Origin of the sequence: Kitasatospora xanthocidica (assembly GCF_014656195.1) — a bacterium.
In the GTDB taxonomy this organism is placed as follows: Bacteria; Actinomycetota; Actinomycetes; order Streptomycetales; family Streptomycetaceae; genus Kitasatospora; species Kitasatospora xanthocidica.
In genome coordinates this window covers 37,274-52,557 of record NZ_BNBY01000043.1, presented here as the reverse complement: position 1 = coordinate 52,557, position 15,284 = coordinate 37,274, and the positions used below count along the sequence as shown (strand labels likewise).

General features: G+C 72.7%; 16 protein-coding genes. 6 read left to right on the top strand and 10 right to left on the bottom strand.

What is annotated here, in order from left to right:
- The 5 genes from IE332_RS37890 to IE332_RS37870 form a co-directional block, all read right to left on the bottom strand.
- Positions 1–515 (bottom strand): electron transfer flavoprotein subunit beta/FixA family protein (locus IE332_RS37890; protein ID WP_189925785.1); only part of this gene is annotated, 515 nt, incomplete at its 3' end.
- A gap of 202 nt (positions 516–717) precedes the next feature.
- Positions 718–1,566, bottom strand: a complete 849-nt coding sequence (locus IE332_RS37885; protein WP_189925783.1) for a family 1 encapsulin nanocompartment shell protein — start codon at positions 1,564–1,566, stop codon at positions 718–720.
- Between the two features lie 26 nt (positions 1,567–1,592).
- Positions 1,593–2,681, bottom strand: a complete 1,089-nt coding sequence (locus IE332_RS37880; protein ID WP_189925781.1) for a Dyp-type peroxidase — start codon at positions 2,679–2,681, stop codon at positions 1,593–1,595.
- 258 nt (positions 2,682–2,939) lie between these two features.
- Positions 2,940–3,578 carry an FMN reductase gene (locus IE332_RS37875; protein ID WP_189925772.1) on the bottom strand — a complete coding sequence of 213 codons (639 nt, stop codon included), beginning with the start codon at positions 3,576–3,578 and terminating at the stop codon, positions 2,940–2,942.
- Positions 3,575–4,675, bottom strand: coding sequence for an LLM class flavin-dependent oxidoreductase (locus IE332_RS37870; protein ID WP_189925770.1), 1,101 nt, complete (start codon positions 4,673–4,675; stop codon positions 3,575–3,577). The genes IE332_RS37875 and IE332_RS37870 overlap by 4 nt, the downstream gene beginning before the upstream one ends.
- A 130-nt stretch (positions 4,676–4,805) precedes the next feature.
- On the opposite strand from IE332_RS37870, the gene IE332_RS37865 reads away from it, so the two are divergent.
- Positions 4,806–5,567, top strand: coding sequence for a PP2C family protein-serine/threonine phosphatase (locus IE332_RS37865; RefSeq protein WP_189925768.1), 762 nt, complete (start codon positions 4,806–4,808; stop codon positions 5,565–5,567).
- A gap of 119 nt (positions 5,568–5,686) precedes the next feature.
- Here IE332_RS37865 and IE332_RS37860 read toward each other — a convergent pair whose 3' ends face one another.
- Both IE332_RS37860 and IE332_RS37855 read right to left on the bottom strand, forming a co-directional pair.
- Positions 5,687–7,975 (bottom strand): M9 family metallopeptidase, encoded by a 2,289-nt coding sequence (locus tag IE332_RS37860; protein ID WP_229929235.1) that lies wholly within the window; start codon positions 7,973–7,975, stop codon positions 5,687–5,689.
- A 272-nt stretch (positions 7,976–8,247) separates the two neighbouring features.
- Positions 8,248–8,820 carry a DoxX family protein gene (locus IE332_RS37855; RefSeq protein WP_189925764.1) on the bottom strand — a complete coding sequence of 191 codons (573 nt, stop codon included), beginning with the start codon at positions 8,818–8,820 and terminating at the stop codon, positions 8,248–8,250.
- Positions 8,821–9,027: 207 nt separating this feature from the next.
- Between IE332_RS37855 and IE332_RS37850 the strand changes: the two genes are divergently transcribed.
- Positions 9,028–9,624: a TIGR03086 family metal-binding protein gene (locus tag IE332_RS37850; RefSeq protein ID WP_189925761.1), complete on the top strand. Its 597-nt coding sequence runs from the start codon at positions 9,028–9,030 to the stop codon at positions 9,622–9,624.
- Positions 9,625–9,719: 95 nt separating this feature from the next.
- Complete coding sequence (locus tag IE332_RS37845) at positions 9,720–10,178, top strand: hemerythrin domain-containing protein (RefSeq protein WP_189925759.1); 459 nt, start codon at positions 9,720–9,722, stop codon at positions 10,176–10,178.
- A gap of 42 nt (positions 10,179–10,220) precedes the next feature.
- On the opposite strand, the gene IE332_RS37840 is transcribed toward IE332_RS37845, so the two are convergent.
- The 3 genes from IE332_RS37840 to IE332_RS37830 all read right to left on the bottom strand — a co-directional run bounded on the left by IE332_RS37840 (position 10,221) and on the right by IE332_RS37830 (position 11,942).
- Entirely contained in the window at positions 10,221–11,006 is a 786-nt protein-coding gene (locus IE332_RS37840) for a VOC family protein (protein WP_189925757.1), read from the bottom strand.
- A 121-nt stretch (positions 11,007–11,127) separates the two neighbouring features.
- Positions 11,128–11,412, bottom strand: coding sequence for a hypothetical protein (locus IE332_RS42305; RefSeq protein ID WP_189925755.1), 285 nt, complete (start codon positions 11,410–11,412; stop codon positions 11,128–11,130).
- Positions 11,413–11,492: 80 nt separating this feature from the next.
- The gene (locus tag IE332_RS37830; protein WP_189925753.1) at positions 11,493–11,942 is read right to left on the bottom strand and encodes an SRPBCC family protein; all 450 of its coding nucleotides are present in this window, start codon (positions 11,940–11,942) and stop codon (positions 11,493–11,495) included.
- 129 nt (positions 11,943–12,071) lie between these two features.
- Here IE332_RS37830 and IE332_RS37825 point away from each other — a divergent pair, with 129 nt between their 5' ends.
- The 3 genes from IE332_RS37825 to IE332_RS37815 all read left to right on the top strand — a co-directional run bounded on the left by IE332_RS37825 (position 12,072) and on the right by IE332_RS37815 (position 15,073).
- Positions 12,072–12,545, top strand: coding sequence for a MarR family winged helix-turn-helix transcriptional regulator (locus IE332_RS37825; protein ID WP_229929234.1), 474 nt, complete (start codon positions 12,072–12,074; stop codon positions 12,543–12,545).
- A 105-nt stretch (positions 12,546–12,650) separates the two neighbouring features.
- Positions 12,651–13,328: a TetR/AcrR family transcriptional regulator gene (locus IE332_RS37820; protein WP_189925751.1), complete on the top strand. Its 678-nt coding sequence runs from the start codon at positions 12,651–12,653 to the stop codon at positions 13,326–13,328.
- 209 nt (positions 13,329–13,537) lie between these two features.
- Positions 13,538–15,073 (top strand): MFS transporter, encoded by a 1,536-nt coding sequence (locus IE332_RS37815; RefSeq protein WP_189925749.1) that lies wholly within the window; start codon positions 13,538–13,540, stop codon positions 15,071–15,073.
- The last annotated feature ends 211 nt before the right edge of the window (positions 15,074–15,284 follow it).

Below are 15,284 nucleotides of genomic sequence, written 5' to 3'. Positions count from 1 at the left end.
GACGCCTCGACCAGCTCGGTCGCCGCGTCACCGTCACGACGGCCCCGCACCACACCGCCCTCCACCGAGACCTCCGACAGCAGCGTCACCTGCGGCACACCCAGACGCTCCGCCAGCAGCGCCGGCAGCACACCCATCGTGCCGTCCGTCGACGCCATACCACCGATCACCAGGTCGAACCCGGTCTTCTCCAGCGCCTTCGCCAGCACCGCCGACGTCCCGATCACATCCGAACCGTGGATGTCGTCGTCGTTCACGTGCACGGCCTTGTCCGCACCCATCGACAGCGCCTTGCGCAGCGCGTCCTTCGCGTCGTCCGGCCCCACCGTCAGCACCGTGACCTCGGAACCCTCGTTCGCCTCCGCGATCCGCAGCGCCTGCTCCACGCCGTACTCGTCCAGCTCCGACAGGAGGCCGTCCACGCCGTCCCGGTCGGTGGTGTGGTCGTCCGCGAAGCGACGGTCACCCGTCGCGTCCGGCACGTACTTCACACAGACGACGATCCTCAAGCTCATGAGCGGTTCTCCTGTCACGGGTGCACGGATGCACTGATCCATGGCCTCAGATCGTGCCGAGGGTACTGAGTGCCAAGTCCGGCCGGGCGCGACCCGCGCGCCGCGAGCGCCACCTGGACCGGCAGACCGTGTCGGCTCTCTTCGACTGGCGTCAGAGGCTCCACCGAGAGAATACGGCACTCAGTACCCCTCGTAAAGGAACTCAGTACCCTTCCCGGTGCCCCGGGGCCCGCGGGCCGCCCTCGCCCTGCGCCGCACCGCCCAGGGCGACCGCGGCCTCCCCGGTGTAGACCCGGAAGGTGAGGGACTCCTGCAGGTACAGCCGGACCGTCCCGGCGTCGTGGGAGAGGTAGCCGACGGAGACGTCCTGGCCGAGGAAGAGCTCGAAGTCGCCGCCGCGGGTGGACAGCAGGAAGGCGCCCTCGATCGCGGGGGCCCAGATGATGTCGCCGTCGAGGAGACGGGCCAGGTGGTTGTGCACGGGGTAGCCGTGGTCGCTGGTCTCGTTGACGGCGGTGAACGCGGCGGCGCCGAGGAGCAGCGAGTACGGGCCGCCGACACCGGCCAGGCGCAGCGCGGTGAGGGCGCGGCTGACCGCCTCGGGGTACTCGCGGACGTCCTCGGGCAGCGGGACCGGGGCGTTGGTGGAGGCGGCCCGGATGCCGTCGACGGCGGCGGCGCGGTAGCCCTCGAAGACCGCGCGGTCCTCGGCGAGGGCGAGGGTGCGGGCGGCGTCCTTGACCGGCTGCCAGTCGGAGTCCCGGGAGCCGCGCTCGACGTCGTCCACCGCGTCGCGGCCGACGGTGAAGGGGACGCGCAGCTCGACCACCGGCTGGGCGGCGCGGGCGTGCGCCCGGACCCCGTCCACCGGCGGCTCGATGCCGGTCAGGTGGCCGGTGCCGACGGCGGCGAGCTCGGCACCCGCGGGGCCGTTCAGGTCGACCACCCGGCGGCCGGCGATGTGCAGCTTGAAGGTCTGGCGGGCCTCCTCCTCGATCTCCTCCCAGGCGGCGGCGGAGACGGGGGCGAGCTCCCGGTGGAGGTTGTTCATGCGCGGGGTCCTGTTCGGGGCGGCGGTCAGGGGGTCTGCTTGAGGCTGCCGATGCCCAGCGAGCCGTCGGCGGCGGGCGCGGGGGTGCCGGGCGCACGGCTGCCGGGCGCGGGACTGCCGGGCCCGGGGGCGCCCGGCGCCGACGGCGGGGAGCCGAGGAAGTCGGCGGTCGGGACGAAGAACAGCGAGCCGGTGACGGCCGTGGAGAAGTCGAGCAGCCGGTCGGTGGTGCCGGGCGGGTCCCCGACGAACATGTTGCGCAGCATCTCCTCGGTCACCCCGGGGTCCCGCGCGTAGCCGATGAAGTAGGTGCCGTACTCGCCGCCGTGCGCGAAGGAGCCGAACGGCATGTTGAAGCGGACGATCTTCCGTTCCTCGCCGTCCGGTCCGGTGATCACGGTGAGCGCCACGTGCGAGTCGGCCGGTTTGACGTCGTCGGCCAGCTCGATGTCGGTGAGCTTGGTGCGGCCGACCGCGCCCTCCTGCTCCTCGACGCTCAGCGCGTTCCACTTGTCCAGCTGGTGCAGGTACTTCTGGACGACGACGTAGCTGCCGCCGGCGAAGTCCGGGTCCTCCGCGCCGACCAGCGCGGCGCCGACCGCGGCCCGGCCCTCGGGGTTCTCGGTGCCGTCGACGAAGCCGAGCAGGTCCCGGTCGTCGAAGTACCGGAAGCCCTGGACGGAGTCGACCACGGTGGCCGCCCCGGCGAGCCGGCCGGTGAGCTGCCCGGCCAGCTCGAAGCAGAGGTCCATCCGCTCGGCCCGCAGGTGCAGCAGCAGGTCGCCGGGGGTCGCGGGGGCCCGGTGCCGGGGGCCGGCCACCTCCCGGAAGGGGTGCAGCTCGGCCGGTCGGGGGCCGCCGAAGAGGCGGTCCCAGAGCTCGGAGCCGATGCCGGTGACGCAGGTGAGGCCGCCCTCGGGGGCCCGGAAGCCGACCGAGCGGCGCAGTCCGGCGAGGTCGGGCAGCAGCTCGCGGACGGCGTCCTCGCCGCCCGGGCCGACGGTGAGCACCAGGAAGACGGCCGCGCCGGTCAGCGGGGAGAGCACGGCCTGCGGTTCGGGGGCGGCCTGCGGGGAGAGCACGGCCTGCGGTTCGGGCTGGGATTCGGACGGCATGGGTTCGGGCCTCCTCGGGACGCCGGGGCCAGTACACCGCACGGTGGGCGATTCGGCGCGGCCGACGCTCATCCGGACGGCCCCGCCGGGCAGACCGGGCGGCCCCGTCGGACGGTGGGTCCGACAGGGCCGTTCGAGTGAGCGGCCGTCCCTTCGAGGGGACGTCAGGTGCGCCGAGCCGCGCCCGGTTCCGTCCGGCGACACGGCGGGGGCGGGTGCGCCTGGTCGCGCACCCGCCCCCGTCCCGCCGGGCCTGCCTCAGACCTTCAGCGCCGCCAGCTGCTGCGCGAACGGCACCACCTGCTGCGAGGCCGCCTGCGACGGCACCGCCGGCGCCGCCGGGCCGCGGCCGGACAGCAGCGCCGCCAGCTCGCCGGCCGCCCGGTCGATCCGGCGCGGCAGCCCGTCGGTGAGCCCGTCCCCGGCGCCGCCCCAGTCGTCGGTGGCCGCGTAGACGGCGGTCGGCAGCACCACCGCGCGCAGGTAGCTGAACAGCGGCCGGACGGCGTGCTCCAGGGCGAGCGAGTGCCGGGGGGTGCCGCCGGTGGCGGCGATCAGCACCGGCTTGCCGGTGAGCGCGTCGTTGTCGAGCACGTCGAAGAAGGACTTGAACAGACCGCTGTAGGAGGCCGTGAAGATCGGCGTCACCACGATCAGCCCGTCCGCCGCCGTGACCGCCTCGATCGCCTCGCGCAGCGCGGCGCCGGGGAAGCCGGTGACGAAGTTGTTCGCTATCTCCACCGCGAGGTCCCGCAGTTCGACCACGGTGACCTCCACCTCCCGCCCCTCCAAGGCGAGTCGGCGGACGGCCGAGTCGGCGAGCCGGTCCGCGAGCAGCCGCGTCGAGGACGGCTTGCTCAGCCCCGCGCTCACCACCACCAGCTTGTGGACGGTCACTTGGCCGCCACCTCCACCTTCTCCTCGTCGCGGGCCGCGACCAGCGCGGCGTGGGTCGGCCCTTCCGGCACCGCGGCCGGGCGGCCCTTGGCGAACTCCTCGCGCAGCACCGGCACGACCTCCTCGCCGAGCAGGTCCAGCTGCTCCAGCACGGTCTTCAGCGGCAGGCCGGCGTGGTCCATCAGGAACAGCTGGCGCTGGTAGTCGCCGAAGGTCTCGCGGAAGGTCAGCGTCTTCTCGATGACTTCCTGCGGGCTGCCGACGGTCAGCGGGGTCTGCTCGGTGAACTCCTCCAGCGAGGGCCCGTGCCCGTACACCGGCGCGTTGTCGAAGTACGGACGGAACTCGCGCACCGCGTCCTGCGAGTTCTTCCGCATGAACACCTGCCCGCCGAGGCCGACCATCGCCTGCTCGGGCGTGCCGTGGCCGTAGTGGGCGTAGCGCTCGCGGTAGAGGTTCACCAGCTTCTGGAAGTGCTCCTTGGGCCAGAAGATGTTGTTCGCGAAGAAGCCGTCCCCGTAGTAGGCGGCCTGCTCGGCGATCTCGGGGCTGCGGATCGAGCCGTGCCAGACGAACGGCGGGACGTCGTCCAGCGGGCGCGGGGTGGAGGTGAAGCCCTGCAGCGGGGTGCGGAAGCGGCCCTGCCAGTCGACGACCTCCTCGCGCCACAGCTGGTGCAGCAGCGCGTAGTTCTCGATCGCGAGCGGGATTCCCTGGCGGATGTCCTTGCCGAACCACGGGTAGACCGGGCCGGTGTTGCCGCGGCCCATCATGAGGTCGACCCGGCCTTCGGCCAGGTGCTGCAGCATCGCGAAGTCCTCGGCGATCTTCACCGGGTCGTTGGTCGTGATCAGGGTCGTCGAGGTGGACAGGATGATGCGCTCGGTCTGCGCCGCGATGTAGCCGAGCATGGTCGTCGGGGAGGACGGGACGAACGGCCGGTTGTGGTGCTCGCCGGTCGCGAAGACGTCCAGGCCGACCTCCTCGGCCTTGCGCGCGATCGCCACCATGGCCTTGATCCGCTCGTGCTCGGTCGGGGTGCGGCCGGTGGTGGGGTCGGTCGTCACGTCGCCGACGGAGAAGATTCCGAACTGCATGCTGCTCACCACGTCCCAGGTAGTCCAACTTTCAACCACCTTAGCAGCCGGGTGCGGATGGTTATTCCCGCCCACAATGGAAGGCGGGGCATCGGCAAGGGGACGGGGGGTCCCGGAAGGGCGACGGACGATGGCGCCGTACATCGCGGTGAGCGCGCTGAGCCACGAGGGCCTGGTGCGGGAACACAACGAGGACAGCCTCACGGTCGGGCCGTGGACACTCTGCGCCACCGTGACCGCCAACCCGCAGACCCTGCTCTTCCCGCTCGGCCCGCCCTGCGTGGTCGCGGTGGCCGACGGCCTGGGCGGCCACCCCGGCGGCGAGGTGGCCAGCGCCCTCGTCGCCCGCCGGCTCGCCGCCGACGGGGAAGCCCTGGACGGCGAGGAGGCCGTCCGGGAGGAGTTGGAGGAGTGCAACCGGGCCGTCTACGCGGCCGCCGCCGGGGACCCGGAGCTCGCCGCGATGGGCACCACCGTCGCCGGGCTGGTGCTGCTGCCCGAGCGGGCGGTGGCCTTCAACGTCGGCGACAGCCGGGTCTACCGGATCACCCCGGACGGGCTGCTCCGGGTGAGCGTGGACGACAGCCCGCCGCTGCCGCCCGGGCGGCGCACCACCTCGGTGGTCACCCAGACCCTCGGCGGCTCGCTCGGGCTCACCTTCGTCGAACCCCACGTCCGGACCGCCCCGCTGGCCCCCGGCGACCGCTACCTGGTGTGCAGCGACGGCCTGACCGACCCGGTGCCCGACGAGGAACTGGCCGCGCTGCTGGCCCGCTCCCCCGAGGACGGCGAGCGCTCCGACGGCAAGGCCGCGTTCGAGCTGTGGAAGGCCGCGATCGAGGCCGGCGGGCCGGACAACATCACGCTGGCCCTGATCCGGGTCGGCGGCTGAGGGCGCGCGGCCCCTCGGCCCGTCGGCCCCCGGCGCTGTGACCCCCGGCACGGACCCGCCCCGGCGGGGCGCCGAAGCGCTCCGCCGGGGCGGTCACCTGTCCGTTCGCCGTGTCCGGCTCACATCTCGCTCGTGACGGTCACCCCGCTGAAGCCCTGCTGGGCATAGAGGCTGAAGTAGACGTAACCCGCCGGCGGGTTCGTCACGGTCAGCGTCTCGGAGTTGTCCGGGCCGGCCGAGCGGGTGGCGTAGCTGCCGGTGTACGCCCAGCCGCTCGGGTTGTAGTAGAGGTCACCGTTGCCGGTGCCGCCACTGCTGGTGATCTTCACCTGCTTGGTACCGGCCGGCACCAGCAGGTAGAAGTGCGCGTAGTTGCCCGTGGTGGCCGCGACGTTGCTGCGGGCACAGCCGGCGTCCAGCACCCGGGTGTCGGCCGCCGTGCACTCCGGCACCTGCGGGACGGTCGGGGTGGTGGCGCAGGCGCCGTTCGCGCACCTGGTCAGCCAGCTGTCGAAGTCGGCGTCGTAGCGGGTGCCGATGGTGGTCTTCAGCAGGGTGCGGGCGCCGGCCCAGTCGCCGGTCCGGTACTTGGCGAGGACCGCGTCCATGTCGGAGCGGTGCTGCTCCAGCATGTAGCGCACGGCCAGGTAGCCCCAGCGGTAGACCCGGTCCTGGTCGCCGTAGGCGGTGTCGAAGAGGTCGCTCAGCTTGTAGGTGTGCCGGCCGGCGGCCGCGATGGCCGCGTCGTTGCTCACCTTCCGGTACGAGTAGGAGACGTACTCGGCGAAGCCCTCGACCCACCAGACGGTCGGGGTCGTCATGCCGGCGTTGAAGTCGCCGTACATGTCGAACCGGCCGTCGAGGTAGTGGGTGTACTCGTGGTTGAGGTTCCAGATCTGGAAGGCCGGCCGGGCCCACTCGGCCTCGTAGCAGAGGAAGCGCGGCTGGTTGCCGGCCTTCGCCGGGTCGCCCTCCAGGTACATGCCGCCGTTGTTGGTGTCGATGCCGTAGATGGCGGCGGCCAGCACCTGGTAGTCGAGCGAGGAGTGGAAGACCACGACCTCGATCGTGTTGTTGCCGTCGTCCTTGACCGGGCCCTTGTCCTTGGCCACCGAGTGGAAGTACGCGTCCTGGCCGGTCAGGCTGGTGCAGGCGGTGCCCAGCTGGGTGCCGTCCAGCGCCTGGGCGATCAGCTTGATGCTGGGGCTGCAGGTGTAGTTCACCGTCAGCACACCGGCCTTGAGCTGGTCGGCGGCGTTGCAGGTGCCGTAGTACGAACAGTTGGCGGCGTCGTAGTAGCCGACCGCCTCGGCGACCGCGGCCCACTGGAAGACGGTGCGGCCGTTCGGCGCCGCCCCGGCGACCAGCGCCTTGGCCAGCGGACGGACCTTGGCCTGGAGCGCCGGGTCCTTCAGGAAGCGGCCCAGCTCCTTGGTGGCGTTGTAGACCAGCACGCCGAAGTCGCCGCCGAGCAGGGCGTTGTTGCGGGTGGCGAAGGTGGAGAGGGTGTCCAGCAGGCTCGGGTCGGCCTCGACGGCCGCGTCGAAGCCGGCCACCTGGTGGCCGCGGAACAGCACGGTGAACACCGGGTTGACCGACCAGGCCATGCCGGCCGCGTTCCAGCTGGCGCTGTCGTAGTCGGTCAACAGCCGCTTGACCACCGGGAGGTAGCGGACGTTCTCCTGCGCGCTGTCGATCAGGGTGACGGCCTCGCTCAGGATCGGCGCGTTGCCCGCGGCGACGTCGCGCGAGTGGGCGCTGCCGTAGAACGCGTCCAGCCCGGAGCGGATCGCCGTCTGCAGGGCGGTGCCGTACGTACCGACGTCACCCGGGTGGTACCACTGCGCGAAGTAGCCGGCGCGCAGGAAGAGCACCAACTGCTCGACGGAGGTGGAGTTGTCGCCCGGGTAGCTGCCCGCCGCGTCGCGCAGCGCGTACGCCACCGTGGTCATCTGCTCCTCGCGGAACGCGCCGCGCGCGTCGCCGCCGGTGAGCTGGAAGAGGCTGTTGACGCACTGGATGTCGGCGGCCTTGATGTGCTGGACCAGGTCGCTGCCGGTGCGGCCGGTGAAGTCACCGATGGTGCAGGCCTGTTCGGCCGCCGCGCCGAGCCGGAAGGACGTGGCGGCCGGCCGGACCTCGGCGGGCCGGGTGTCCAGCGGCAGCGGGGCGCGCTGGTCGGCGGAGGCGAACTGCCCCTCGCCGTCGCCGCGTTCGGGGGTGGCGGTGCCGGTGGCGGGTTGCGGCGCCGGTCCGGCCGGGCTGGTGGGGGCGGGCGCGCCACCGGGAGCGGCGGCGGGCGCGGCCTGGCTCTGCGGCGCGAACAGGCCGACCGCCAGGAAGAGGGACAGGAACAGCGTCAGCAATCGTGCTGCCTGCGGGAGTCGCAGCAGCCGTGCGGGACTCACGTGGGGGCCTCCGGGCCGTCTTCGGCCGCGATTGGGGCGCGGCCGGTGGGGGTGGCGAGGACCGTTGGCGACGGCGCCGCGTGGGGGCGGTTCCGTCGGGGACACGGTGGGGAGTGTGACATGTACCATGGCACACATCACATGGCCTTGGGAACCCTGGCTGCCGTGCGCGATTCGCGGGGAAAACGCGCGGAGGCCGTGGTGACGGTTCGCCACCACGGCCTCCGGGCCGGTCTGTTGTCGGACCAGGGCGCCCTGAGCGCCCGGCCGGGCTACTTGCGCAGCAGCAGGATCACACCCGCCGTCACCAGGCCGACCACGACCGCGGCCACCCCGTACGCCAGCCGGTGCGCCCGCACCACGGGCAGGAAGCGGTCCACCGCGTAGCGGCCCGGACCGGTCAGCGCGAGCGCGGCGGCACCGGCCGTCAGCAGCAGCTCGTACTCGTTGCCCTTCGGCAGGAAGAAGCCGCCGCCCCAGGTCACGGCGATCGCGTTGACCATCGTGCCGACGATCGCGGCACCGGCCAGCGGGGTCAGCAGGCCGACGGCGAGGGCGAGTCCGCCCAGCGTCTCGGTGAGACCGGCCACCACGGCCATGACGTTGCCCGCCGGGTAGCCGCTCATGGTGAAGAACTGACCGGTGCCGTCGATCCCGCCGCCGCCGAACCAGCCGAACAGCTTCTGGCTGCCGTGCGCGGCCATGGTCAGGCCGAGGACCAGGCGCAGCAACAGGAGGCCCGCGTCATAGGCGTGCGGGGAGGTCGTCGCGGACCCGGCGGACTCCCGGGTCGGGCGGAGGGTGGGACTGGTGGCGGCGGTCGTGCTCGGGCTGCTGCTCGGCATGCGCGTCTCCATCGATCGAGGTCGGTCGTCGCCGGCGGGGCCGGCGTGAGGGGTGCGGGTGTGCGGCGGGCGGGGGTCGTCACCCCGGCGCCCATTGTTCAAATTTGAACCGCCACTCCCCCGACCGTACCTTGGAGTTCGAATTTGAACAACTGACACCCCGTGGGCGACTCGCGGCCCCCGCCCGCACCGGGGCAGGGTGGAGACATGGCTCAACGCAGGCAACACCAGCGGGAGACCCGCACCGGCACCCCGTACCCCGAGGCCCTGGCCGCCTTCGGCGAACGCGTCCGGCTGATCACCCCCGACCAGTGGGACTCCCCCACCCCGTGCAGCGACTGGACCGTCCGCGACCTGGTCAACCACCTCGTCGGCGAGCAGCTCTGGGTGCCCGAGCTGCTGATGGGCGCCACCGTCTCCGAGGTCGGCGGCCGCTTCGACGGCGACGTCCTCGGCGACGACCCCCTCGCCGCCTGGACCGACGCCGCCGAGGCCGCCCGACAGGCCTGGGCCGTCCCCGGCGCCACCGAACTGACCGTGCACCTCTCCTTCGGCGACGTCACCGGCCAGTACTACCTCGACCAGCTCACCACCGACCTCGTCATCCACACCTGGGACCTCGCCGAAGGCACCGGCCGGCTCACCCGGCTCCCGGCCGAACTCGTCGACTTCGCGCTCGGCGAGATCACCGGCTACGGCGACCTCTCCGCCAGCGGACTCTTCGACCCGCCGGTCCCGGTCGCCGACGACGCCTCCCCGCAGACCCGGCTGCTCGCCCTCACCGGGCGGCGCGACGGAGGGTGACCGAAGGCCCACCCCCGCGGGCCGGCCGACCGACCGGCCCGGCGCCGGATACTGGAAGGTAGGGGGCCAGTTTCCGTGCGAGAGGCGGACCCGCCATGAGCAGCAGGCCGGACATCCTCGGCGAATTCACCGCCGACCACCGGGCGGTCACCGAACTGCTCGACGCAGTCCAGGCCGCCCCGGCCGGCGGAACCGAGCGCGCCGACCGGCTGGCCCGGCTCACCGACCTGCTGTTCGCCCACTGCGCCGCCGAGGAGGAACACCTCTTCCCGGTGGTCCAGCACGACGTGCCCGACGGCGGGGCGCTGGTGTTCCGCAGCATCCACGACCACCTGGCGATCGGCCAGTACCTCTCCGACCTGCAGGCGGTCCGAGCCGACGACCCCGCCTTCGACACCCTGCTGCGCGGCCTCGCCGACACCCTCCGGCGCCACCTGCGCGGCGAGGAGAAGCAGCTCTTCCCCGCCGCCCGCAAAGCCCTGCCGGCCGCCGCCCGCACCGCGCTCGGCGACCGGCTGCGGGCGGAGCGCCAGGCGCTCGGCACACCCGACTGACCGGCTCCTCCGGCCCTCCTGCGGCTCAGCTCTTCGGGCCGGTCAGTTCTTCGGGCTGATCACCGCGAACCGGGCGCCCTCGCGGTCCCGCAGCCGGGCCACCCGCCCGTACGGGGAGTCGAAGACCGGGCCCAGCGCCACACCGCCCAGCTCGACCGCCCGGTCCAGCGCCAGGTCCGCGTCCGGGACGGCGAAGGACACCTCCCAGTGCGGCGGCATCCCCGCCGGGCCGCCCGCCTGCTCCTTGGCCAGCGCCGCGACGCTGTTCCCCTCCGCGCGCAGCACCACCCGGTCGTGCTCCCAGCGGACGTCGAAGCGCTGCGGGTCGCGGCCGTCCCAGCGGAACACCTCGCCGTAGAACATCGCCGCCGCGAACGGGTCAGGGGTGCGCAGCTCGATCCAGACCGGCGTGCCGGGCAGCTCCAGCTTCCGGGCCCGGCCCAGCGGCCCCTCCCAGATGCCGAACACCGCACCCGCCGGGTCCGCCGCGAAGGCCACCCGCCCGGCGTCGAAGGCCAGCGGGCCGACCGCCAGGGTCGCGCCGCGCTCACGCACCGCGTCGGCGGCGGCGTCGGCGCTCTCGGTGCCGAAGTAGCTGGTCCAGGCGAGCGGGATCGCCCCGCCGCCGGCGAGGCCGAGCCCGGCCACCGCCTCCCCGTCGACCACCGCGTGCACGTACGGCCCGAAACGGTCCGGCCCGGCCTCGAACTCCCAGCCGAGCAACGGCCCGTAGAAACCCTTCGCCCCCTCCAGGTCCCGGGCGATCAGGCTCACCCAGCACGGAACGGCCGCCACACAGCGCACCCTGGCGGTCTCACCGCTGCCCATCGCGAACCTCCTCGCCCACCCGGCCGCCGGGCCCCTCCCGACTCCCACGGCCCACCGGCCGCCCGGGACGCCCACAGCCTAGGCCGACCGCCGGACAACCCCCGGGAAGCCATGCCCGGGATCAGCGCACCCAGTCCTTCAGCGGCTCGGTGTCCAGCGAGATGCCGACCGGCTCGGGAAGGTGGACGGTCTTGCCGGACGGGAGGGCATGGGCGAGCTCGTACCGCACGCCGTTGGGGCGGCTGAACACGGTGACCTCGGCGGAGTCGCCGGTCGGCCGAGGCCTGACGCCCAGCCGCCCGCCGAGGAGCTCCAGTTCAAGGCCCTCGACCTCCCGAAAGGTGAGGCCGGAGAGTTCCTCGAACTCTTCGGGCAGCAGCTGTGGGCGGCCGGAGGCCGTGTTCATGGCGCTGCTCCTTCGACTGGACGCTCCTCCGTGCGAACGACCGGGCGATTGAGGTGGTCACGGCCGGAGCCGGGCCGCCGTCAGGCGTTGCCCACCGCCTCGCGGGCGAGCTTGAGGGTGGTCCGGATGGCCAGGAGGTAGCCGGCCTGCATGCGGTCGGCGGCGGCGTCCTCCGCCTCGCCTCCGCCGAGGTCGAGTTCGCCGGTGAAGGTGAGGGTGAGGCCCTGCTCGTCCTCGTCGATGTCGTTGTGGATCACCCAGCGGGCGGCCTCGTCGTCGCGGAAGAAGCTGACCCGGGTCTTGGGGTGGAAGACGATCTCCTCGCGGACCCGCTCGCCGTGGAAGACCACCTCGCGGACCAGGCCGTTCTCGGTGCGCTCCAGGACGGTGCACTCGTCCATCGCGGCGACGACGGGCACCGCGTTCTCGGCCTTGCGCTCCAGGGCGGCCCAGACGTCGTCCCGGGTGAGGAACACCTCGTCCGGGTCGGCGGGGTCGTTGACGCGCACGGTCCGGCTGATGACTCGCATGACTGGCTCCCCCAGTTACTTGTTCGGCCAAGCAATGTGCTTGCGCGGCCAAGTAAACGCCTCGGCCCCAGTCGGCGCAAGGCCCCGAGGCATACCGAACGAAAACTGCTTGCCCGTACAATCGGCCGCGTGCGTGACTCAAGGAACCAGCCCCTCGCCGAGGCGGGCGGCACCAGCCAGGCCATCGCCCGGGTCTCCCGGCTGCACCGGGCGAACGCCGAGCGCCTGCTGCGCCCGCACGGCCTGCACGCCGGCCAGGAGCTGCTGATGATGCTGCTCTGGGAACGCGGACCGCAGCCGCAGGCGGCTCTGATCGAGGAGCTCGGGGTGGACGCCTCCACCGTGACGCGGATGGTGCAGCGACTGGAGCAGGCGGGGTTCCTGCGGCGCCGGCGCAGCGAGACCGACCGGCGGGCCGTGGTGGTCGAGGCGACGGCGGCGGCCTGCGCGCTGCGCGATCAGGTCGCGCGGTCCTGGCGGGAGCTGGAGGCGATCACCCTGGCCGGTCTCGACGAGGAGGACCGCGCCACGCTGGCGCGCCTGCTGGAACGCCTGGAGCGCAACCTGGGCCCGACGGCCGGGACGGACGCCCCCGAGGTGTGATGCAGGTCACAGTCCGGAAGGAAATTGCGGGGACAGATTCCCCGTTTCTGAGTACGTTGGCCGAAGCGGGGAAAATTTCCCCGGTACTCTGAAGGAGCAGTCGTCGTGACCACCACCGCCGAGTCGGTCCGTCCCGCCGGGAGCGCCCGTACGCCGAAGCTGCGTGCGGACGCGAGCCGGAACCGGGAGCGGATCGTGCTGGCGGCCCGGGACGCGTTCGTCGAGCACGGTGCCGATGCGCCGCTGGACGAGATCGCGAAGCGGGCTGGGGTCGGCAACGCCACTCTCTACCGGAACTTCCCGGACCGGATGGCGCTGATCCAAGAGGTGGCGGTGCTCGTCAAGAACCGCATCCTGGCTCTCGCCGAGACGGCGACGGTGGAGGCGGACGCCGTCGACGGCGACGGCCCGTTCGACGCTCTGCAGCGGTTCGCGCACGCGACCGTCGCGGAGAAGGTCGGTGGTCTCTGCACCCTGTTCAGCAACCATGTCGACCCGCACGACCCGCAGTTGACCGAGATCCGGGAGCGCCTGCAGTCCGCCGTGGGCGGGCTGATGGAGCGCGCCCGGGCCGCGGGCGAGCTGCGGCCGGACGTCGCGCACGGTGACCTGTTCATCGCGCTGAGCCAACTGACCCGACCACTGCCGAACACCTCCTGCCTGATGCTCGACGACTTCGTCCACCGGCACCTGCAGATCTTCCTGGACGGCCTGCGCACGCCGGTCCGTTCGGTCCTGCCCGGCCGGGCGGCGACCTTCGAGGACCTCCAGCCCAAGAACTGACCGACGCACCAGACCTGATCCGAACCCTGATCCGACACCTGATCCGACCGGCGGCACCGGGCGGCCCGCGCTCCTGAGCCGCGGCTCGCCCCGGCCCGGACCGGCACGCCCCGAAGCACCCGAAGCACCTCTCCCCGTGCGGCAACCCTCCGTTCCCGTACGGGAGTCGACCGCGCCCGCACACCACGCACCGTGAAGTGAGTACCCCCATGTCTCAAACCGACGCCCGACCGGCGACGCTGCCCGATCCCCGGCGCTGGAAGGCGCTGATATTCATCGGCCTCGCCCAGCTGATGGTCGTCCTCGACGCGACCATCGTGAACATCGCCCTGCCCTCCGCCCAGCGGGACCTCGGCATCACCGACGGCAACCGCCAGTGGGTGATCACCGCCTACGCGCTGGCCTTCGGCGGCCTGCTGCTGTTCGGCGGCCGGATCGCGGACCTCTGGGGCCGCAAGCGGACCTTCACCGTCGGCCTGATCGGCTTCGCCCTCGCCTCCGCCCTGGGCGGCGCCGCGGTGAACACCTCGATGCTGCTCGGCGCCCGCGCCCTGCAGGGCGTGTTCGGCGCGCTGCTCGCCCCGGCCGCGCTCTCGCTGCTCGCGGTGACCTTCACCGAGGCCAAGGAGCGCGCCAAGGCGTTCGGCATCTACGGTGCGATCGCCGGTGGCGGTGGCGCCATCGGCCTGATCCTCGGCGGCCTGCTCACCGAGTACATGAACTGGCGCTGGACCTTCTTCGTCAACATCCCGTTCGCCATCGTGGCCGCCGCCGGCGCCGTGCTGGTGATCCGCGAGCCCGCCGAGGGCCGCAACCGCAACAAGCTGGACGTCCCCGGCGTGCTGCTGGTGACCACCGGTCTGGTCTCGCTGGTGTACGGCTTCACCCGGGCCGAGTCCGCCGGCTGGACGTCCGGCAGCACCCTGGGCCTGTTCGCCGCGGCCGCCGTGCTGCTGGCCGCCTTCGTGGTGGTGGAGCTCAAGGTCAAGGCCCCGCTGCTGCCGCTGCGCGTGGTGCTGGACCGCAACCGCGGCGGGGTGTACCTGTCGCTGGGCATGGCCGTGATCGGCATGTTCGGTCTGTTCCTCTTCCTGACCTACTACCTGCAGATCGTGCTCGGCTACAGCCCGGTGCTGACCGGCGTGGCCTTCCTGCCGATGGTGGCGGGCATGATCACCGGCTCGACCCAGATCGGCGCCCGGCTGATGACCCGGGTCCCGGCGCGCTACCTGATGGCGCCCGGCTTCCTGGTCGCCTCGGTCGGCATGTTCCTGCTGACCCACATCGGCCTGGACACCTCCTACCCGGCGCTGATCCTGCCGGGCCTGGTCCTGATGGGCCTCGGCATGGGCACCGCGTTCATGCCGGCCATGAGCCTCGCCACGCACGGCGTCCAGCCGCGCGACGCGGGCGTGGCCTCCGCCATGGTCAACACCTCGCAGCAGGTCGGCGGCGCCATCGGCACCGCGCTGCTGAACACGATCGCGGCCAGCGCGACCACCACCTGGCTGGCCTCGCACGCCACCGCCGCGGCCGCCGCCTCCCCGGAGGCCGCCAAGGCCCTGCAGTTCCAGGGCATGGTGCACGGGTTCTCGACCGCGATCTGGGTGTCCTTCGGGATCCTGGTGGCCGCCGGCGCCGTCGCCTTCACCTTCATCAACGCCGGCCGGCCCGACGCGGGTCCGGGTGCGGGCGCCGGTGCGGACGACGCGCAGAACGACGCGGTGCCGGTGCTGGTGCACTGACGCCCAAGGGGTGACTCGGGTGCGTACGCGGCCCGTCCGGTGTTCCACGACACCGGGCGGGCCGCTCGCCGTTTCCGGGCGGCCCGTGGCTTTGGGACCTCGAGGCCTCGAACGCACCCCCGACTGGAAGTGGGGATCACTCCCCGATTATGGTGGGGCCCAGTGCGAAGCGGGGACATCTCCCCGGTTCCGTTGGACCGAGGTGTGTGCA

What these genes read in the sequence shown, in the direction of transcription:
- IE332_RS37885 (WP_189925783.1), bottom strand. Translation starts at nt 1,566, where the DNA reads ATGAACAACCTCCACCGGGAGCTCGCCCCCGTCTCCGCCGCCGCCTGG.
- IE332_RS37865 (WP_189925768.1), top strand. Translation starts at nt 4,806, where the DNA reads ATGGCGCCGTACATCGCGGTGAGCGCGCTGAGCCACGAGGGCCTGGTG.
- IE332_RS37845 (WP_189925759.1), top strand. Translation starts at nt 9,720, where the DNA reads ATGAGCAGCAGGCCGGACATCCTCGGCGAATTCACCGCCGACCACCGG.
- IE332_RS37840 (WP_189925757.1), bottom strand. Translation starts at nt 11,006, where the DNA reads ATGGGCAGCGGTGAGACCGCCAGGGTGCGCTGTGTGGCGGCCGTTCCG.
- IE332_RS37815 (WP_189925749.1), top strand. Translation starts at nt 13,538, where the DNA reads ATGTCTCAAACCGACGCCCGACCGGCGACGCTGCCCGATCCCCGGCGC.
- IE332_RS37830 (WP_189925753.1), bottom strand. Translation starts at nt 11,942, where the DNA reads ATGCGAGTCATCAGCCGGACCGTGCGCGTCAACGACCCCGCCGACCCG.
- IE332_RS37855 (WP_189925764.1), bottom strand. Translation starts at nt 8,820, where the DNA reads ATGCCGAGCAGCAGCCCGAGCACGACCGCCGCCACCAGTCCCACCCTC.
- IE332_RS37870 (WP_189925770.1), bottom strand. Translation starts at nt 4,675, where the DNA reads ATGCAGTTCGGAATCTTCTCCGTCGGCGACGTGACGACCGACCCCACC.
- IE332_RS42305 (WP_189925755.1), bottom strand. Translation starts at nt 11,412, where the DNA reads ATGAACACGGCCTCCGGCCGCCCACAGCTGCTGCCCGAAGAGTTCGAG.
- IE332_RS37850 (WP_189925761.1), top strand. Translation starts at nt 9,028, where the DNA reads ATGGCTCAACGCAGGCAACACCAGCGGGAGACCCGCACCGGCACCCCG.
- IE332_RS37880 (WP_189925781.1), bottom strand. Translation starts at nt 2,681, where the DNA reads ATGCCGTCCGAATCCCAGCCCGAACCGCAGGCCGTGCTCTCCCCGCAG.